Annotated in this window: 17 protein-coding genes; 11 read left to right on the forward strand and 6 right to left on the reverse strand. The window is 62.0% G+C overall.

Annotation, left to right across the window (positions count from 1 at the left end; genetic code table 11):
• Positions 1-65: 65 nt before the first annotated feature.
• Positions 66-806 (reverse strand): two-component system response regulator OmpR, encoded by a 741-nt coding sequence (ompR, locus tag M2394_RS13605; RefSeq protein ID WP_015373500.1) that lies wholly within the window; start codon positions 804-806, stop codon positions 66-68.
• A gap of 357 nt (positions 807-1163) precedes the next feature.
• Between ompR and M2394_RS13610 the strand changes: the two genes are divergently transcribed.
• The 7 genes from M2394_RS13610 (at position 1164) to tauD (ending at position 9399) form a co-directional block, all read left to right on the forward strand.
• Entirely contained in the window at positions 1164-3488 is a 2325-nt protein-coding gene (locus tag M2394_RS13610) for a Tex family protein (protein ID WP_178918917.1), read from the forward strand.
• Positions 3488-3871, forward strand: coding sequence for a PaaI family thioesterase (locus tag M2394_RS13615; RefSeq protein ID WP_178918919.1), 384 nt, complete (start codon positions 3488-3490; stop codon positions 3869-3871). The genes M2394_RS13610 and M2394_RS13615 overlap by 1 nt, the downstream gene beginning before the upstream one ends.
• 215 nt (positions 3872-4086) lie before the next feature.
• Complete coding sequence (gshA, locus tag M2394_RS13620) at positions 4087-5670, forward strand: glutamate--cysteine ligase (protein WP_259172814.1); 1584 nt, start codon at positions 4087-4089, stop codon at positions 5668-5670.
• A 274-nt stretch (positions 5671-5944) separates the two neighbouring features.
• A complete protein-coding gene (tauA, locus tag M2394_RS13625; protein ID WP_176997357.1) occupies positions 5945-6922 on the forward strand; it encodes a taurine ABC transporter substrate-binding protein in 978 nt (325 codons plus the stop codon).
• A 16-nt stretch (positions 6923-6938) separates the two neighbouring features.
• Positions 6939-7718 (forward strand): taurine ABC transporter ATP-binding subunit, encoded by a 780-nt coding sequence (tauB, locus tag M2394_RS13630; RefSeq protein ID WP_259172815.1) that lies wholly within the window; start codon positions 6939-6941, stop codon positions 7716-7718.
• Complete coding sequence (gene tauC, locus M2394_RS13635) at positions 7715-8551, forward strand: taurine ABC transporter permease TauC (RefSeq protein ID WP_178918925.1); 837 nt, start codon at positions 7715-7717, stop codon at positions 8549-8551. The genes tauB and tauC overlap by 4 nt, the downstream gene beginning before the upstream one ends.
• 11 nt (positions 8552-8562) lie before the next feature.
• Entirely contained in the window at positions 8563-9399 is an 837-nt protein-coding gene (tauD, locus tag M2394_RS13640) for a taurine dioxygenase (RefSeq protein WP_178918927.1), read from the forward strand.
• 129 nt (positions 9400-9528) lie between these two features.
• Here tauD and mgrA read toward each other — a convergent pair whose 3' ends face one another.
• The 3 genes from mgrA to M2394_RS13655 form a co-directional block, all read right to left on the reverse strand.
• Positions 9529-10566 (reverse strand): L-glyceraldehyde 3-phosphate reductase, encoded by a 1038-nt coding sequence (mgrA, locus tag M2394_RS13645; RefSeq protein WP_178918929.1) that lies wholly within the window; start codon positions 10564-10566, stop codon positions 9529-9531.
• Between the two features lie 109 nt (positions 10567-10675).
• A complete protein-coding gene (locus M2394_RS13650) occupies positions 10676-12004 on the reverse strand; it encodes an OprD family outer membrane porin (protein WP_178918946.1) in 1329 nt (442 codons plus the stop codon).
• A 161-nt stretch (positions 12005-12165) separates the two neighbouring features.
• Positions 12166-13056: a LysR family transcriptional regulator gene (locus M2394_RS13655; RefSeq protein WP_178918930.1), complete on the reverse strand. Its 891-nt coding sequence runs from the start codon at positions 13054-13056 to the stop codon at positions 12166-12168.
• A 120-nt stretch (positions 13057-13176) separates the two neighbouring features.
• Here M2394_RS13655 and M2394_RS13660 point away from each other — a divergent pair, with 120 nt between their 5' ends.
• The 3 genes from M2394_RS13660 (at position 13177) to M2394_RS13670 (ending at position 15197) form a co-directional block, all read left to right on the forward strand.
• Positions 13177-13908 (forward strand): SDR family oxidoreductase, encoded by a 732-nt coding sequence (locus M2394_RS13660; protein ID WP_178918932.1) that lies wholly within the window; start codon positions 13177-13179, stop codon positions 13906-13908.
• Between the two features lie 20 nt (positions 13909-13928).
• A complete protein-coding gene (locus M2394_RS13665) occupies positions 13929-14831 on the forward strand; it encodes an SDR family oxidoreductase (protein WP_259172817.1) in 903 nt (300 codons plus the stop codon).
• 117 nt (positions 14832-14948) lie between these two features.
• Positions 14949-15197: a hypothetical protein gene (locus M2394_RS13670; protein WP_259172818.1), complete on the forward strand. Its 249-nt coding sequence runs from the start codon at positions 14949-14951 to the stop codon at positions 15195-15197.
• A 3-nt stretch (positions 15198-15200) separates the two neighbouring features.
• Here the strand turns inward: M2394_RS13670 and betT are convergent, their stop codons facing one another.
• Positions 15201-17162 (reverse strand): choline transporter BetT, encoded by a 1962-nt coding sequence (betT, locus tag M2394_RS13675; protein ID WP_178918948.1) that lies wholly within the window; start codon positions 17160-17162, stop codon positions 15201-15203.
• 568 nt (positions 17163-17730) lie between these two features.
• Positions 17731-18657 carry a serine O-acetyltransferase EpsC gene (epsC, locus tag M2394_RS13680; RefSeq protein ID WP_178918938.1) on the reverse strand — a complete coding sequence of 309 codons (927 nt, stop codon included), beginning with the start codon at positions 18655-18657 and terminating at the stop codon, positions 17731-17733.
• 166 nt (positions 18658-18823) lie between these two features.
• Here epsC and M2394_RS13685 point away from each other — a divergent pair, with 166 nt between their 5' ends.
• Positions 18824-19819 carry a D-cysteine desulfhydrase gene (locus M2394_RS13685; RefSeq protein WP_259172819.1) on the forward strand — a complete coding sequence of 332 codons (996 nt, stop codon included), beginning with the start codon at positions 18824-18826 and terminating at the stop codon, positions 19817-19819.
• Positions 19820-20010 lie beyond the last annotated feature (191 nt).

Below are 20010 nucleotides of genomic sequence, written 5' to 3' on the forward strand. Positions count from 1 at the left end.
GCGACGCTCGCAGAATTGCGGAGGCTGGGCACCCTACCGGGATGCCTGCCGCCGCAAATCATGGGTCACTTGGTCGCAGTGCCATCCGGCACAAACACGTAACCCACACCCCACACCGTCTGGATATACCGAGGTTTGGACGGATCCGGCTCGATCATCCGGCGCAGACGGGAGATCTGCACGTCGATGGAGCGTTCCAGCGCGTCCCACTCACGGCCGCGGGCCAGGTTCATCAGCTTGTCACGGGTCAGCGGTTGGCGAGCGTTCATCACCAGGGCCTTGAGCACCGCGAATTCGCCGGTGGTCAACATGTGCACTTCATCGCCACGCTTGAGTTCACGGGTGGCCAGCGACAGCTCGTAGTCGCCAAAGGTGACGCTTTCGTCTTCGCTGCCCGGTGCGCCTGGTACAGGAGGAGCCTGGCGGCGCAATACGGCCTTGACCCGTGCCATCAGCTCGTCAGGGTTGAACGGCTTGGCCAGGTAGTCATCGGCGCCCAGCTCGAGGCCCTTGATGCGGCTCAGCTCATCGCCCTTGGCGGTGAGCATGATGATGGGAATCTGATTGTTCGCGCCACGCAGGCGTTTGCAGGCGGTGAGGCCATCTTCGCCGGGCAGCATCAGGTCGAGCACGACCAGGTTGAACACCTCACGCCCCAACAGGCGGTCCATCTGTTCGGTGTTCGGCACCGCGCGGGCACGGTAACCCTTGGAGTTGAAGAAACGCTCCAGCAGGCTGCTCAGCCCCGGATCGTCATCAACGATGAGAATTTTTTCGCCTTCAGCAGTTTGTGCAGTGCTGCTCATTAGATGCTCCTCTTATCTCGGCGCGCATTATGGCGTAGCTGCCGTTATACGCACCGTGTGCATTGTTAGCAGATTTTTCCTCCACCGCCAGCGAACCCGCGCCCTACAACCACCGGCGCAGTACCCCCCAAGTGCAGAACGCTGGTTATAATGCGGCGCCTTCGTGCAGGGCAACGTCAGATCGTTACCGTTTACTGCCGGGCTTTTTTTCACCCGCTTGTCGTGATTTTTTCGATTTCGAGGGTCAATAGGCTGCCTCTTGACCCAGGCAGCGGCGCCAGTCGGGCCGCTCAACCAGCCTCCCAGGGCCTTGTTTTCCGGGCCTGCGAGCTGATTTTCAGAATTTCAGGTGGTTTTATGGACAGCATCAACAGCCGCATCGCCGAGGAACTCGGTGTACGCCCACAACAGGTCGAAGCGGCCGTCGCTCTACTGGATGAAGGCTCCACGGTGCCTTTCATCGCCCGTTACCGTAAAGAAGTGACCGGCAGCCTCGACGACACCCAACTGCGTCACCTGGAAGAGCGCCTGCGCTACCTGCGAGAACTCGACGAACGGCGCATCAGCATCCTCGCCAGCATCGAGGAGCAAGGCAAGTTGACCCCACAACTTGAGCGCGACATCAAGCTCGCCGACACCAAGACCCGCCTCGAAGACCTCTACCTGCCCTACAAGCAAAAGCGCCGCACCAAGGGCCAGATCGCCCTGGAAGCCGGCCTGGGCGAGCTGGCCGACGGCCTGTTCAACGACCCGTCGCTGACCCCGGAAACCGAAGCCGCACGCTTCATCGATGCCGAAAAAGGCGTCGCCGACACCAAGGCCGCCCTCGAAGGCGCCAAGTACATCCTCATGGAGCGCTTCGCCGAAGACGCCAGCCTGCTGGAAAAACTGCGCACTTACCTCAAGCAGGAAGCCACCCTCAGCGCCCGCGTCATCGCCGGCAAAGAGGAAGAGGGCGCCAAGTTCCGCGACTATTTCGAACACGACGAACCGCTGAAAAGCATGCCGTCCCACCGCGCACTCGCCATTTTCCGTGGCCGCAACGAAGGCATTCTCAGCTCCGCACTCAAAGTCGGCGACGAGCTGCCGGGCACCATGCACCCGTGCGAAGGCATGATCGGTCAACAATTCGGCATCCAGAATCAGAATCGTCCTGCGGACAAGTGGCTCGGTGAAGTTGTGCGCTGGACCTGGAAGGTCAAGCTCTACACCCACCTGGAAACCGACCTGTTGGGCGAGCTGCGCGACGGCGCCGAAACCGAGGCGATCAATGTGTTCGCCCACAACCTGCACGACCTGCTGCTGGCCGCTCCGGCTGGCCCGCGCGCTACCCTGGGCCTCGACCCGGGCCTGCGTACCGGCTGCAAGGTGGCGGTAGTCGACTCCACCGGCAAGCTGCTGGACCACGCCACCGTCTACCCGCACGTGCCGCACAACAAGTGGGACCAGACCCTCGCCATCCTGGCCGCCCTCTGCGCCAAGCACGCCGTGGACCTGATCGCCATCGGCAACGGCACCGCCAGCCGCGAGACCGACAAGCTGGCCGCCGAGCTGATCAAAAAATACCCCGCCATGAAGATGACCAAGGTCATGGTCTCCGAGGCCGGTGCTTCGGTGTACTCGGCGTCGGAGCTGGCGTCCAAGGAGTTCCCGGACCTGGACGTATCGATCCGTGGCGCGGTGTCCATCGCCCGTCGCCTGCAGGACCCGCTGGCCGAGCTGGTGAAAATCGACCCGAAATCCATCGGTGTCGGCCAGTACCAGCATGACGTGTCGCAGCTGAAACTGGCGCGCGGCCTGGACGCCGTGGTGGAAGACTGCGTGAACGCCGTGGGCGTGGACGTGAATACCGCCTCCGTGGCGCTGCTGGCCCGTATCTCCGGCCTCAATGCCACCCTGGCGCAGAACATCGTCACCCACCGCGATGAAAACGGTGCGTTCAAAACCCGCGCCGCGCTGAAAAAGGTTGCACGCCTGGGCGAAAAAACCTTCGAACAAGCTGCCGGCTTCCTGCGTGTGATGAACGGCGACAACCCGCTGGACGCCTCGGCGGTCCACCCGGAAGCCTACCCGCTGGTGCAACGCATCGCTGCCGAGACCGACCGCGACATCCGTTCGCTGATCGGCGACGCCGCGTTCCTCAAGCGCCTGGACCCGAAAAAGTACACCGACGAAACCTTCGGTGTGCCGACCATCACCGACATCCTGCAAGAGTTGGAGAAGCCTGGCCGCGACCCGCGCCCCGAGTTCAAGACTGCCGAGTTCCAGGATGGCGTCGAAGACCTCAAGGACCTGCAACTGGGCATGATCCTCGAAGGCGTGGTGACCAACGTGACCAACTTCGGTGCCTTTGTGGACATCGGCGTGCATCAGGACGGTTTGGTGCATATCTCCGCGCTTTCGGAGAAATTCATCAAAGACCCGCGCGAAGCGGTGAAGGCCGGTGACGTGGTCAAGGTCAAGGTCATGGAAGTCGACATTCCGCGTAAACGCGTCGGCCTGTCGATGCGCATGAGCGACACCCCGGGAGAGAAAATCGACGGTGCCCGTGGCGCACGCCCCGGTTCCACGCCGCGTCAGTCGCAGAACACTGCGCCGCGTAAGGAAACCACCGCCGCAGCGCCCAGCAACAACGCCATGGCCTCGCTGTTCGCCAACGCCAAACAGTTGAAGAAGCGCTGATGGAAATTCCGGCCGGTTTGACCCAGAGCGCGTTCAGCGAACTGATCGGCTGCCGCCTTCAACGCCTCGAACAAGGCGTTGCAGAGGTGGCCCTGACCCTGGAGCCGCACCTGCGCAACCGCGCGGGCAAGCTCCACGGCGGGGCGATTTTCAGCCTGGTGGACATCACGATGGGGCTGGCATGTTCCAGCTCCCATGGTTTTGACCAGCAGAGTGCGACAATCGAATGCAAAATCAACTACATCCGCGCCGTCGAAGAGGGCGACGTGCTGTGCACCAGCCGGGTGATTCATGCCGGCCGCCGCACGTTGGTGGTGGAAGCGGATGTGTACCAGGACGAAAAACTGGTCGCAAAAGCACAAGGCACCTTCGCTGTCCTATAGCTCCCCGCCCTCGATTTGAGTTAATTTCGGCGCTGCGAAAGCGGCGTCGGAAGTTTCTTCCTGCGCGATAGCCAGATTCAGGGACTGAAGTCGGCACTTTCAGGGCCAGTTAAATCGGCTCGAAAACCAGGCGATAACGCCAGTTTCAACTTCACCCTTGTAGACCGTCCTGCCCACCCCCATATTGGGGCGACTGACGCGTGAAGGAATCCAACTTGAGCGAACTTCTCAACCGCCGCCTGGCTCTGCTCGGCAAGCGCGAACACCTCTCCCTGCTAGAGCAGTGCTTGCACGGCATCGAGCGCGAATGCCTACGCGTCACCGGTGAAGGCCGCCTGGCGCAAACGCCGCACCCTGAAGCCCTGGGCGCCGCGTTGACCCACGAACAGATCACCACCGACTACTCGGAATCGCTGCTGGAGTTCATCACCCCAGCCCTGCCGAACCCGGCCGATACCCTGAGCAGCCTGGACAAGATCCATCGCTTTGCCTACACCAAGCTGGGCAGCGAATACCTGTGGAGCCCCTCGATGCCGTGCCCGTTGCCGGCCGAGGAAGACATTCCGATTGCCTACTACGGCACGTCCAATATCGGACAGCTCAAGTACGTGTATCGCAAAGGCCTGGCTCTGCGTTACGGCAAGACCATGCAGTGCATCGCCGGGATCCACTACAACTTCTCGTTGCCCGAGGCGCTGTGGCCGTTGCTCAAGGAAACCGAAGGGTTTGTCGGCACCGATCGCGACTACCAGTCCACCGCCTACATCGCGCTGATCCGCAACTTCCGCCGCTACAGCTGGCTGCTGATGTACCTGTTCGGTGCCTCGCCGGCCCTGGACGCCGGCTTCCTGCGTGGTCGCTCGCACCAGCTCGAAGTGCTGGACGCCGATACCCTGTACCTGCCGTACGCCACCAGCCTGCGCATGAGCGACCTGGGTTACCAGAGCAACGCCCAGGCCGGCCTCACGCCGTGCTACAACGATTTGAACAGCTACACCGACAGCCTGCGTGAAGCGGTGGCAACGCCCTACGCGCCGTACGTCGAAGTCGGCACCCACAAGGACGGTGAGTGGGTACAGCTCAACACCAACATCCTGCAGATCGAAAACGAGTACTACTCCAACATTCGCCCCAAGCGAGTGACCTACACCGGCGAGCGCCCGATCCAGGCGCTGATGGCCCGTGGCATCCAGTACATCGAAGTGCGTTGCCTGGATATCAACCCGTTCCTGCCGATGGGCATCGACCTGCCGGAGTCGCGTTTCCTCGACGCCTTCCTGCTGTATTGCGCGTTGAACGACAGCCCGCTGTTCGCCAACAACGAGTGCGGCAATGCCACGTCCAACTTCCTCAGCGTGGTCAAGGAAGGTCGCCGCCCAGGCCTGCAATTGCAGCGCGATGGCCAGCCAGTGGACATGAAGGAATGGGCCGCCGAGCTGTTGGAGAAAATCGCGCCGCTGGCTGCCCTGCTCGATGAAAGCCACGGTATCACCGAGCACAGCCAAGCGCTGGACGCCCAGTTGGCGAAGGTCAAGGACCCGTCCCTGACCCCATCGGCCCAGGTGTTGGCGGCGATGGCCGAGCGCAAGGAGAGTTTTGCGCAGTTCTCCCTGCACCAGAGCCAGCTGCACGCCGAGCATTTCCGCAAGGAATCGCTGCCGGCCGAAGAGCAGGCACGCTTCGAAGAGCTGGCACGCACGTCGCTGGCGCAACAGGCGGAGCTGGAGCAGAACGAAGTGGGCGATTTCGATGTGTTTGTCGGGTCGTACCAGGCGAGCATCCTGGCCATCAGCAACTAAAGCCTTACTCGCCGCATGCAGACTCTGTAGTGAGCGGGCTTGCCCCGCGCTGGGTGGCGAAGCCGCCCCAACAAGGCAACCGCATTGCTTCAGTTAACACGCGGCGCCAGGTTTTAGGGCGGCGTCGCCACCCAGCGCGGGGCAAGCCCGCTCACTACAGGGCAGCATTGTTCTTCTAATAAGCTAATTCGGAAATGTTATTTATTTTCGAATTCTTAGATCATTTAGTCTCCTCACACGCCGATCCTCGGCCGCCTGATTGAGGAGCTTCCCCTTGAAACTGTTAACCCCTCTGCGTCTCCTGGCCGCATTGTCCCTGGCCGGTGCCAGCCTGTTTGCCCAGGCGGCGGATGTGACCATCGCTTACCAGACCACCGTGGACCCGGCCAAAGTCGCCCAGGCCGACGGCGCGTATGAAAAAGCCACCAACGCCAAGATCAACTGGCGCAAATTCGACAATGGCGCCGACATCATCGCCGCCATTGCTTCCGGTGACGTGCAGATCGGCTACCTCGGTTCCAGCCCGCTGACCGCCGCCGTCACCCGCAAAGTGCCGGTGGAAACCTTCCTCGTCGCCACTCAGATCGGCGGTGCCGAAGCCTTGGTGGCGCGCAACGGATCGGGGATCAACAGCCCACAGGACCTGGTTGGCAAGAAAGTCGCCGTGCCGTTCGTGTCCACCGGCCACTACAGCCTGCTGGCCGCGCTGAAGCACTGGAACATCGACCCGTCGAAAGTCACCATCCTCAACCTCGCGCCACCGGCCATCATCGCCGCCTGGAAGCGCGGCGACATCGACGCGACCTACGTGTGGGACCCCGCCCTGGGCGTGGCCAAGGAGAACGGCAAAGTGCTGATCACCTCCGGCGAGCTGGCCAAGTTCGGTGCGCCGACCTTCGATGCATGGATCGTGCGTAAGGACTTTGCCGAGAAGCACCCGGAAATCGTCACAGCCTTCGCCAAAGTCACCCTGGACGCCTACGCCGCCTACCGCAAAGACCCACAAGCCTGGCTCGCTGACAAAGGCAACGTCGACAAGCTGGTGAAGCTCTCTGGCGCCAAGGCCAGCGACATCCCGTTGCTGCTGCAAGGCAACGTCTACCCGCTGGCCGCTGACCAGGTGACCCTGCTGGGCGCGCCGACCACCAAGGCCGTGACCGACACCGCCGCGTTCCTCAAGGAACAAGGCAAGGTCGACGCGGTACTGCCGGACTACGCCCCTTACGTCAGCGCCAAGTTCATTACCAACTGATCAGGAGTTCATCGCGATGGCCTTGCTACAACTGGAGCGCATCAGCGCACAGTACCCAGGCGCCACAGAACCGGTACTGTCTGACATCTCAATCGACCTGGGGCCCCAGCAATTGCTGGTGGCCCTCGGCCCGTCCGGCAGTGGCAAGACCTCGCTGTTGAACCTGATTGCCGGCTTTGTCGAACCGTCCGCCGGGCGCATTACCCTCGACGGCGTGCCGGTCAAGGGCCCCAGCGCCGAACGTGGCGTGGTGTTCCAGGACGACGCCCTGCTGCCCTGGCAGGACGTGCTGGCCAACGTCGCCTTCGGCTTGGAGCTGGCCGGCGTGCCCAAGGCGCAACGCGAAGTGCGCGCCCGGGAAATGCTGGCGCTGGTGGACCTGGCCGGTTTCGACAGCCGCCGCATCTGGCAACTCTCGGGCGGGCAGAAGCAACGCGTCGGCCTGGCCCGCGCGTTGGCCGCTGACCCGCGCGTCTTGTTGATGGACGAACCCTTTGGCGCCCTCGACGCCTTCACCCGCGAGCAGATGCAAGAGTTGCTGCTGCAGGTATGGCGACGCACGGCCAAACCGGTGTTCCTGATTACCCACGACATCGAAGAAGCGGTGTTCCTCGCCACTGACTTGATCCTGCTGGCGCCCAACCCGGGCCAGATCGTCGAACGCCTGAGCCTGGACTTCGGCCAGCGCTACGCGGCGGGCGAATCAGCACGGGCGATCAAATCCGACCCGCGTTTTATCGAAACCCGCGAACACGTGCTGGGCAAAGTGCTCTCTCAACGGCAGGTGTCCGCATGAGCAGCTATGAACTCCCCGCCACCGTCGCCAAGCCGGTGACACACGCGGTGATCCCGGTGCGCCGCAGCCTGAGCACCCGCTGGATCAGCGTACTGACCCTGGTCGCGCTGCTGGCCCTCTGGTGGGCCGTGACCGCCACCGGCTTGATTGAACCGTTGTTCCTGCCACCGCCGTCGGCCGTGCTGCAAAAAGGCTGGCTGCTGGCGACCACCGGCTACATGGATTCCACCTTGTGGCAGCACCTGGGCGCCAGCCTCAGCCGTATCGGCCTGGGCCTGGGCTTTGCCGTACTGACCGCCGTACCGGTGGGGATTGCCATCGGTTCCAACCGTATTGCCCGGGGCATTCTCGACCCGCTGATCGAGTTTTACCGTCCGATTCCGCCCTTGGCCTATCTGCCGCTGATCGTGATCTGGTGCGGCATTGGCGAGCTGTCCAAGGTGCTGCTGATTTACCTGGCAATCTTTGCGCCCATCGCCATCGCCACCGCGACCGGCGTGCGCACCGTCGACCCGGCCAAGCTGCGCGCGGCTCAGTCGTTAGGCGCCACACGCGCCCAGTTGATCCGCCACGTGATCTTGCCGAGCGCTCTGCCCGACATCCTGACTGGCGTGCGCATCGGCCTGGGCGTGGGCTGGTCGACACTGGTCGCCGCCGAATTGATCGCCGCCACCAGCGGCCTGGGTTTCATGGTGCAGTCGGCGGCGCAGTTCCTGGTCACCGACGTGGTGGTGCTGGGCATCCTCGTCATCGCCCTGATCGCCTTCGCCATGGAAATGGGCCTGCGCGCCCTGCAGCGTAAATTAGTGCCGTGGCATGGCCAGGCACATTGAGTGAGAACAGCATGAGCAGCCTGACCGTTACCCCCATCAGCACCGCATTGGGTGCCCTGATCAGTGGCGTCGACATCACCCAGCCGTTGAACATTGAAGAGCGCGATGCCATCGAACAGGCGTTGCTCAAGCACTCGGTGCTGTTCTTCCGTGATCAGCCGATCAACCCGCAACAGCAAGCGCGGTTCGCGGCGAATTTTGGTGACCTGCATATCCATCCGATCTACCCCAACGTGCCGGAACAGCCTGAAGTGCTGATCCTCGACACCGCCGTCACCGACGTGCGCGACAACGCCGTGTGGCACACCGACGTGACCTTCCTGCCGACACCCGCACTCGGTGCAGTGCTGAGCGCCAAACTGCTACCCGCGTTTGGTGGCGACACATTGTGGGCCAGTGGCATTGCGGCGTATGAGGCGTTGTCCGAGCCGTTGAAGCGTTTGCTCGACGGGCTGACGGCTACCCACGACTTCACCAAGTCCTTCCCGCTGGAGCGCTTTGGCAACACCGCCGAAGACCTGGCGCGCTGGGAAGAAACCCGTAAGAAAAACCCACCGCTGTCCCATCCGGTGGTGCGCACGCACCCGGTGAGTGGGCGTAAGTCACTGTTTGTCAGTGATGGGTTCACCACCAAGATCAACGAACTGGAACCGGCCGAAAGTGAGGCGATCCTGAAACTGTTGTTCGCCCACGCGACCCGTCCGGAATTCACCATTCGTTGGCGCTGGCAGGAAAATGACGTGGCGTTCTGGGACAACCGCGTGACCCAGCACTACGCGGTGGATGATTACCGGCCGCAGCGGCGGGTGATGCATCGGGCGACCATCTTGGGCGACGTACCTTTCTAACCCCCGGCGAAGATCAAATGTGGGAGCGGGCTTGCTCGCGAAGGCGGAGTGTCAGTCGATACATGTTTGACTGATACACCGCCTTCGCGAGCAAGCCCGCTCCCACATTTTTGACCGAGTGATGTCAGGTTATTCAGCGGAAGATGGCTTTTCCCACAAGTTGATCCCGCCTTCCTGGGCAAACCGATCGATCTCCGCCAGTTCTTCCGCACTGAAGCTCAGGTTCTTCAACGCACCGACGTTCTCGACAATCTGCTCCGGCCGGCTCGCACCGATCAGCGCGCTGGTCACCCGTGGATCTCGCAACGTCCAGGCCAACGCCAGTTGTGCCAGGCTCTGACCACGGCGCTTGGCAATTTCGTTCAGCGCACGCACGTGGGCAATGTTGGCATCCGACAAATGCTTGGCCTGCAATGAACCACCGCCCGGGCGGTTGACCCGTGCATCGGCCGGCACGCCATTGAGGTACTTGTCAGTCAGCAAACCCTGGGCCAGCGGCGTAAACGCAATCACCCCGGCGCCGAGTTCTTCGGTGGTGTCCAGCAGGTCTTTTTCTACCCAGCGGTTGAGCAGGTTGTAGGCCGGCTGGTGGATCAACAGCGGCACTTTCCACTCTTTGAGCAGGGCGGCGATTTCGCGGGTTTTCACGCCCGAATAGGAAGAGATGCCGATGTACAGCGCCTTGCCTTGTTGCACGGCAGTGGCGAGGGCGCTGGCGGTTTCTTCCAGCGGGGTATCGGCGTCAAAGCGGTGGGAGTAGAAGATGTCCACATAGTCGACGCCCAGGCGTTGCAGGCTCTGGTCCAGGCTCGCCAGTACGTATTTGCGCGAACCGCCGCCCTGGCCGTAAGGGCCGGGCCACATGTCCCAACCGGCCTTGCTGGAGATGATCAGTTCATCGCGGTAATGCTTGAAATCTTCGCGCAGCAAACGGCCGAAGTTGATCTCGGCGCTGCCGTACGGTGGGCCATAGTTGTTGGCCAGGTCGAAATGGTTGATCCCCAGGTCGAACGCCGTACGCAGCAGGGCGCGCTGGGTGTCGATCGGGGTACTGTCGCCAAAGTTGTGCCACAGGCCCAGGGACAGTGCCGGCAGCACCAACCCACTGCGGCCTACGCGGCGATACGGAATAGATTCATAGCGGTTTTCGGCAGCAATGTAAGTCATCGAATCCTCTCTTGAACTTGGGACTAATAAGGCCCGGGAATAACGCTATTCCCAGGCCTTTTAAGCAGCTGAATCGCTTAAGTCTGCCGTTCCGTTCTACAGCAATTTCCTACCAGAGGGGAACGACATAGCTGACATAGAAGCGGTTTTCATCCTGCACGGTGGCGCCGGTGATATCCGGGCTGGCATGCGCGTTTTTCCAGGTCACGCCCAGGCCTTTGAGGGTGCCGGTCGGTACTTGGTAAGCCACGGCAATGTTGCGTTCCCACTCGCTGGTGGTGCCTTGCACGGTGCGGATGTCATCACCGTGGGCGTAGGCCGCCGAGAACGACAGGCCCGTGAGGCCCAGCTTACCGAAGTCATACTTGTACTGCGCAAGCCACGTGCGCTCACCGGCGTGTTGAAATTTATTCAACTGCATGTTGGTCAGCGCCGGGGTGTCGGCGCCAGAGCCCGGGCCCTGGCGGTTATCGCCGCTGTTCAGGCCAGAATCGAGGTACGGGAAGTCGCTGTCGCCGCTGTTTTTCTGGATGCCCAGGCCGACGGTGTGGCCGTCCAGGCTGTAGCTTTCAAGCAAGCTGGCGGTGGTCTGGTTGATGCGGCCTTTGGAGCTGCCGTCGCCGTAGAGACCAGCCCCGGCAAAGTCCTTGTCACCGTCGGCGTTTTCGCCCACACCCAGGCTGCGGAATACGCGGATATCAGTGTCGATTGCACCGACCGACAACGCGTCATGACGCTTGGCGCCCAGGAAGAACTGCTGGTAGTAGTCCTCAAGGTTGGAGTACCAGAGGCTGACGGTGGTGTTCTGGATACCGGTGTAGTCCGCACCGCCAAACAGGAAGCGATCGCTCTCTTTGGTGCCCCCGGCGGTGATCATGCCCTGGTCGCCGGTTTCGTTGCGGATCTTGGTCTTGAAGATATCGCCGCCGGTGAACGTAAAGTCCGTGAGGTCCTTGGACACCAGTTGCACACCGGTGTTGGTCTGCTGGTACAGGCGGCCGTCAGTGTTGGCCAGCACCGGGTTGTTGCCGTAGAGCGTGCCGAGGCGCAACTCATCCTGGGCAAAACGCATCTTGAACGTAGGGCTCAACACACCGAACTGGTCGGCGGACTTGCCGTTGTCCAGCGGAAACATGCTGCCGGGGTAGCGGCCCTGGTGATCCTTGTCGTTGAGGTCGCCACCGGAATCCAATTTCAAGCCGTAGAAGGCTTGCAGGTCCAGGCCAAAACCGACCGGGCCTTCGGTGTAGCCCGACTTGAAGTTGAACTCGAAACCCTGGCCCCAATCACGCACGCTGTGCGCCTTGGCCGTGCTGTTCACCACATCACGCCCCTGCTGGTTGAGATAGCGATTGAGCAGGGTCACATCGGCGTGGCTGTCATCGATAAAATCGGCATGGGCGGACAGCATAAAGCTCGCCATGGCGGCACCCACCATGGGGCTTAATAACGTCTTCATTGTTACCGGTCTCCGTCACTGTTCTGAAATGAAAGCGTCAAACGCTTCACACAATTACGCAGTGGCCAGATGACAGTTCGGAGTCAAAACCGATAGTTCACGAATGAAATTAAATTTAAGCAACCCTTTAACTACGCGGGTTAGCGGGCATTTTCGAAGATTTCTGACAGCCAATCCACGAACACGCGCACCCTCGGCGACAGGTGTCGGTTATGCGGATACAGCACCGATACCGGCATGGGCGGCGGGGGCGTATCGGTGAGAATTTCACGCATCACACCCTGCTCGATCAGCTCGGCCATGCGGTAATGCGGGCACTGGATAATGCCCAATCCGGCCACCGCGCTGGCCGAATAAATCTCGGCGCCAAACACCGAAAGCGCACCCTCGATGCTCACCTCTTCAAGCTCGCCATCGACCATGAATTCGAACGGAAACAGCTTGGCCGTGGTGCGCGAAACGTAGTTCACCGCACGGTGTGTCGCGAGGTCCGCCAGGCACTTTGGCTCGCCGTATTTTCGCAAGTACGTGGGGCTGGCGCAGGTCACCTGGCGTAGGGTCGCCACGCGCCGGCCGATCAACGCAGAGTCCCCCAGGGTGCCCGCGCGCAATACGCAATCCACGCCCTCGGCGATGAGATCGACGAAGCGATCCGCCTCACTGATCGACAGCTCGATTTCCGGGTAGCGCGCCATGAACTGCGGCAGTGCCGGGATCACAAAATACTTGGCCAGGGTGCCATGCAAATCCACGCGCAAACGGCCCTTGGGCGCCACGCCGCGAAACGCCAGTTCAGCCTCTTCCAGCTCCGCCAGCAGTAGCACGCAACGTTGGTAGTAGGCCTCGCCATCGAGGGTGGGGCGCACGCGGCGGGTGCTGCGTTCGAGCAGGCGAGTGCCCAGCCAGGCCTCGAATTGATTGAGGGTGTGGGTCAGCGTGGCGCGCGGCAGGTTCAGGTCATCGGCGGCCAATGTGAAGCTTGAACGCTCGTAAATGCGCACAAACACCTTCATCGCTTTGACTTGATCCATGTGGCCTTCCCCGGACTTATTGTTGGCGATTATTGAACAGTCAAGGCAACTCTGGCGCATTTATCGGCCCTGGTAAACATGTGAATCTGCGTCCACACCCACTCCAGAGGACTTCGCACCATGACAACTCAAGTCGCAATCATCACCGGCGCTTCCCGTGGCATTGGCGCCGTGGTGGCCCGGCAACTCGCCGCCGACGGTTACGCCGTGGCGATCAACTACGCCAGCAGCGCCACCGAAGCGTCGAAGCTGGTGGTGGAACTGCGTCAGGCCGGCCACCAAGCCATAGCGATCCAGGGCGATGTCAGCAAGCCTGCCGATATCAAGCGCCTGTTCGATGAAACCGAAACCCAGCTGGGCAAGGTCGATGTGCTGGTCAACAACGCCGGCATCCTCAAGGCGTTGCCCCTGGCCCAGCACAGCGACGAACTCTACAACCAGAACTTCGACATCCACACCCGTGGCACCTTCAACGCCTTGCGCGAAGCGGCCACGCGCCTGAACGACGGCGGGCGCATCGTCAACTTCTCCAGCAGCACCGTCGGCCTCAACTTCCCCGGCTACGCGGTGTACATCGCCAGCAAGGCGGCGGTGGAGTCCCTGACCCACGTGTTCGCCAAGGAAATGCGCGGGCGTGGCATCACCGTCAACGCGGTCGCACCCGGCCCGGTCGCCACCGACCTGTTCCTGCACGGCAAGAGCGAAGAGCAGATCCAGGGCATGGCCAAGATGGCGCCCCTGGAACGCCTGGGCCAACCGGAAGATGTTGCCCGCGTAGTGTCGTTCCTGGTCAGCCCGGCCGCTGGCTGGATCAATGGGCAAACCCTGCGCACCAACGGCGGGCTGGTCTGAACGCAATCGAGGGCAATCACATGAAATCGATCATCCTGATTACCGGCGCCTCCAGTGGGTTTGGCGCCCTCACCGCCCGCGCCCTGGCCGATGCCGGCCACACGGTCTACGCCAGCATGCGCGAAACCCTGGGGCGCAATGCGCCGCAGGTGGCCGAGGTGCAGCGCTATGCCGACGAACACCAGGTGGACCTGCGCAGCGTGGAGCTGGACGTGGCTTCGAGCGAATCGGTAGACGCTGGCGTCGCCAGGATCGTCGCCGACTGCGGGCGCCTGGATGTGATCATCCACAACGCCGGGCACATGTCGTTCGGCCCGGCCGAAGCCTTCACGCCGGAGCAGTTCGCCCAGCTGTACGACATCAACGTGCTGAGCACCCAGCGCGTCAACCGTGCGGCGCTGCCGTACCTGCGCAAGCAGGGCAAAGGGTTGGTGGTGTGGGTGTCGTCCAGCAGCGCTCGCGGGGGTACGCCGCCGTTTCTGGCGCCGTACTTTGCGGCGAAGGCGGCGATGGACTCCCTGGCGGTGTCCTACGCCAGCGAGCTGAGTCGTTGGGGCATCGAGACGTCGATCATCGTGCCTGGCGCGTTTACCAAGGGCACCAACCACTTTGCCCACTCCGGCAAGCCCAGCGATCAGGCGCGTGTCGATCTGTACAACGACGGCCCGTATGCGGGTGTTGCGGACGCTGCACTGCAAGGTTTAGCGGCGCTGGAACCTGCGGATGCGGATGTGGGCGAGGTGGCCAAGGCCATTGTCGAGATCGTCGGCTTGCCGTTCGGCACACGTCCGTTCCGCCGGCATATCGACCCTTCCGAGGATGGCTGCGAGGTCGTCAATGGCGTGGCGGATCGGGTGCGGGCAGAACTGTTCTGGAAGGTGGGTTTGCAAGACTTGCTTAAACCCACTACACCTCTTCAGTAGGAATGCAGTGCCTCATGTGGGAGCGGGCTTGCTCGCGAAAGCGGTTCATCAGAAACATATTCAGTGGCTGACACTCCGCTTTCGCGAGCAAGCCCGCTCCCACAGGAGATCACCGTCATGCACACCCTCATCGTCATCAGTTGCGGCTTGATTCTGCTAGCGCTGACGCTGTTCATCGGTCAAAAACTCGGCATCAGCCGCACGGTGCTGGCCTACAGTTTTGTCGCCATCTGGTTGATCGCCGCAGTGGCCAACGGCGCCGTCGGCGTGCTCACTGCCGGCCAGCCCCTGGTATCGGAGCTGGTGATCGGCAGTGGCGTATTCGGCGCGCCGTTGGTGGCCCTGGCCCTCTACCTCAGGGCCTGAGGTTCAACGCACCAGGTGCAGGAACTGCAGGTGACGCTCGTACTGGTCAAGGATGTCGTTGATGATCTGCTCCTTGGTGTAGCCCACCAAGTCGTAGTCCTGGCTGCCTTCGGCCAGGTGCACTTCCGCCCGATAGTAGCGGCGGTTGTTGATCTCTTTCTTGCCCATGCCACCCCGGGCAAACGACGGCGTGAAGTAGCCGCGCATCTGCACCTGATACACGAATGGGCGCTCCTCGCCGTGACCGATTTCCAGACTGACGCTGTCGTTGGCCGGGTCCGGTTGGGTGACCACGTTCAGGCCCTTCTCGACAAACACCGCCGTCACTTCTTCGATCGCCGGGCGCACGGTGGTGTCGAGGAAGCGGTACACCTCATCCCGTGAAGGGAAGTGCACGGCCTGGCTCAGACGCTGGCGCCAGCCGCCCCTGCCCTTGCGTGCGGCCGAGATGGGGGCCAGCGAATGCAACTGGGCAATCTGCTTCTGCGACTCGAGGTAGAAGGCCTTGTGCAGCCCCCACATCATCAGCAGCAGGATCATCGAGAACGGCAGTGAGGTCAGCACCACCGCCGATTTGAGCGAATCGATACTGCCGGCAAACAGCAACGCACTGGTGACCAGCGCGGTCATGGCGCCCCAGAACACCCGCAGCCATTTCGGCCCGTCTTCATCCGCGTTGCCGCCCTTGGACGACAGGGTGGACAGCACCACGGTGCCCGAGTCGGCCGAGGTGACAAAGAACACGAAGCTGATGAACACCGTGACCGCGATGACGGTTTTGCTCCACGGATAGGTTTCCAGCAACAGGTAGAGGCTCATCGACGGGTTGTCGATGGCCGACTGACCGAGTGCGGTCAGCCCGTGATTGAGCACTTGGTCGATGGCGCTGTTGCCGAAGATCGACATCCACGCCAGGGTGAAACCCAGCGGGATCAGCAGCACGCCGAACACGAACTCGCGGATGGTACGGCCACGGGAAATCCGTGCGATGAACAGGCCTACGAACGGCGACCATGCGATCCACCAGGCCCAGTAGAACACCGTCCAACCGCCCAGCCAGTCGCTGGGTTTGTCGTAGGCGTATACGTCGAAGCTCTTGGTCGGCAAGGCGCCCAGGTAGTCGCCCAGGTTCTGGATCAGGGTGTTGAGCAGGTGCTGGGTGGGGCCGGCGAACAACACAAACAGCAGCAGCGCGCAGGCCAGCAGCATGTTGATGTCGGACATCACCCGCACGCCCTTGTCGACGCCGGAGACAGCCACCAGGATCGCGGCGCCCATCATCAGGGTGATCAGGCCAACCTGGACCCACTGGGTGTGAGCCACGCCGAACAGGTAATCGAGACCAGAATTGAGGTGCAACACCCCAAAGCCCATGTCGGCACCCAGGCCGAACACCGTGGCGATGATACCGAAACCATCCACGGCATAGCCGATGGGGCCATTGATGCGCTTGCCGATCAGCGGGTAAAGCGCCGAGCGCAGCGCCAGCGGCAGGTTATGCCGGTAGGCGAAGTACGCCAGGGCCATGCCGACAAAGGCGAACACACCCCAGCCATGCAGGCCCCAGTGCAGAAACAGGATCTGCATGGCCTGGCGCGCCGCGTCGGCGTTCATCGCTTCGCCCTGGGGCGGTTGCACCAGGTGCGTCAGCGGCTCAGAGACGCAGAAGAAGAACAGCGTGATGCTGATCCCGGCGGCGAACAGCATGCCAGCCCAGGACAGATAACTGAATTCGGGCTCGTCGTGGTCGGCACCGAGTTTTATCTTGCCGTAGCCCGATAACGCGGTGACCACCACGAAGACCAGATACAGGGTCATCGCCAGCATGTAGTACCAGCCGACCGTATTGGCCGCCCAGTTTTGCGCGGCCAGCAGCCAGGCACCGGCCTGTTGCGGGATCGCGATGACCGTGACGCCGAAGAGCAGGATGAACGTAGCGGCAAAGTAGAAAACTGGCGCGTTCATGCGCACCAGGCCGCTGGATGGGGTGGACGATGCACTCATGAACGATGCACCCCGAGGGAGTGGAATGTGGCTGTAAATAACGGACTCAGCAAAGGTAAGCCTCCTGTTGTGAGCGGGCAGCGAACCACCGGGTTTAACTTGAACGAGCATTCAAGTTAAACATGAATAGGCGGTCCGGGACTAATCGCAGGGCTGAGCGGTAGACAATTCCTACACTAGCTCAAGGACAGGTATGACGGGCGGGAATGACAAATCGTTCAGCGATTACGCGGGAAATCTGGAATACGGGTAACCCTGTGAGAGCTGGCTTGCCTGCGATGGCGGTGGGTCAGCTGTCCATTCGCGGCTGGCACACCGCCATCGCCGGCAAGCCGGCTCCTACAGGGGGTTCGTGTGCCAGGTTGGCCTGAGCGAAGGACGACAAATCGTTCAGCGATTACGCGGGAAATCTGGAATGGGGTTAACCCTGTGGGAGCTGGCTTGCCTGCGATGACGGCCTCAAAATCAGCGCAAGGTTAATGGCCTCATCACCGGCAAGCCGGCTCCTACAGAGGTTTGCGTAAGCTTCCTATTTTTGCGTGCCGTCATCGTGTTGCAGGTTGGCCTGGGTGATATTCGCCCCGGCCGGCACGCTGCGGGTGAGCCACACGTTGCCGCCGATGGTCGAGCCCTTGCCGATGGTGATGCGCCCCAGGATCGTCGCGCCGGCGTAGATCACCACGTCGTCCTCGACAATCGGGTGGCGTGGGTGGCCCTTCTGCAACTGCCCATCCTCATCGGCAGGGAAGCGCTTGGCGCCCAATGTCACGGCCTGGTAGATGCGCACGCGCTCACCAATGATCGCCGTCTCGCCAATCACCACGCCGGTCCCGTGGTCGATGAAGAAACTGGGGCCGATCTGCGCGCCGGGGTGGATATCGATGCCGGTGGCCGAGTGGGCAATCTCCGCGCTGATCCGCGCCAGCAGCGGCAGGCCGGCGCGGTACAAATGGTGGGCCAACCGATGGTGGATCACCGCCAGGATCCCCGGGTAGCACAGCAGCACTTCATCCACGCTGCGCGCGGCCGGATCGCCGTGGTAGGCGGCCAGCACGTCGGTGTCCAGCAGGCTGCGCAAGGACGGCAAGGCCAGGGCGAAATCCTGGATCAGGCGAATGGCGTGGGCATCGACCTCCCGGTCGTCCTTGCCGCCTTGGCGGGCGGCATAGCGCAATTCCAGGCGGGCCTGGGCGAGCAGCGCGTTCAGCGCGACATCGAGGGTGTGGCCAACGTAGAAATCTTCGCTCTCTTCACGCAAGTCCACCGGCCCCAGGCGCATCGGGAACAGCGCACCGCACAGCGATTCGAGAATCTGCGCCACCGCCTCGCGTGACGGCAGCTCACGTCCACCGTGTTCGCCGCTCAGGCGGCCATTGCGCGTTCGCCACTGGTCCCGGGCGCCGCGCAGTTGGCTAACGATGGTCTGCAATTGCCAATGACTGGAACGCTCACTCACGGTATTCACTCCTGACGAAATGGCCCTCACTTTACGGTATGCACCCGGGCGGCCCTTAAGAACCAATGGTGTGATACTAAGAACCATACGGCATAAGCGATTGGCGGTTGCCCGATGAAAAGTGCCTGCCTATAGTCGCCTCATCTCTTAGCCACCGTGCGTAGCCATGATCAAACAACAGCTCGACCGTTTTAACCGCCTGGAACTGCTGGGCGGCGCCACTGCCCTGGAAAAACTCGAGCGGCTGTCGGCCTGGCTGGGCAGGGACATCTACGTCAAACGCGATGACACCACGCCCCTGGCCATGGGCGGAAACAAGCTGCGCAAACTCGAATACCTGGCCGCCGATGCCCTCGCCCAGGGCGCTGACACGCTGGTGACCGCCGGGGCCCTGCAATCCAACCACGTGCGCCAGACCGCCGCACTCGCCGGCAAATTGGGCCTGGGCTGCGTGGCGCTGCTGGAGAACCCCACCGGCACCGAAGACCCCAACTACCTGGGCAACGGCAACCGCCTGCTGCTGGACCTGTTCGACGCCAAAGTCGAGCTGGTCGAGAACCTCGATAACGCCGACGAACAACTCAACGCCCTGGCCGACCGCTTGCGCAGCAACGGCAAGAAACCATACCTGGTGCCCATCGGTGGCTCCAACGCCCTGGGCGCGCTGGGCTACGTGCGCGCCGGGCTGGAACTGGCCGCACAGATCGAAGACAGCGGCATCGAGTTTGCCGCCGTGGTGCTGGCATCGGGCAGCGCGGGCACCCACAGTGGGTTGGCGCTGGCCTTGAGTGAAGTGCTGCCGGACCTGCCGGTCATTGGTGTGACCGTGTCACGTACCGACGAAGCCCAGCGCCCGAAGGTGCAGGGCCTGGCCGAGCGCACCGCCGAATTGTTGGGCGTGGCGATTCCCGAGGCGTTCAAAGTGATCCTGTGGGACGAATATTTCGGCCCGCGCTACGGCGAGCCGAACGCCGGCACCCTGGCGGCGGTCAAGTTGCTGGCGAGCCAGGAAGGGCTGCTGCTGGACCCGGTCTACACTGGCAAGGCCATGGCCGGTTTGCTGGACGGCATCGGACGTCAGCGATTCGAAGACGGGCCGATTATTTTCCTGCACACCGGCGGGGCGCCAGCGCTGTTTGCTTATGACTCGGCGTTCAACTGAATAAACGCAGGTTGCAAATGTGGGAGCTGGCTTGCCTGCTCCCACATTTAGACAGGCTTTATATTCTAAAATAGAATAACAGATTGAATTTATATTATTTTCAAGTCTTAAGAAGCGGCTTTATCATCACGCCGTAGGCGAAGACGCGCACCGCGCTTTAAGGCAGGATACGACTACTGCGTCACCTGCTT

The organism is Pseudomonas sp. BIGb0164 (genome assembly GCF_024810135.1).
Lineage (GTDB): Bacteria > Pseudomonadota > Gammaproteobacteria > Pseudomonadales > Pseudomonadaceae > Aquipseudomonas.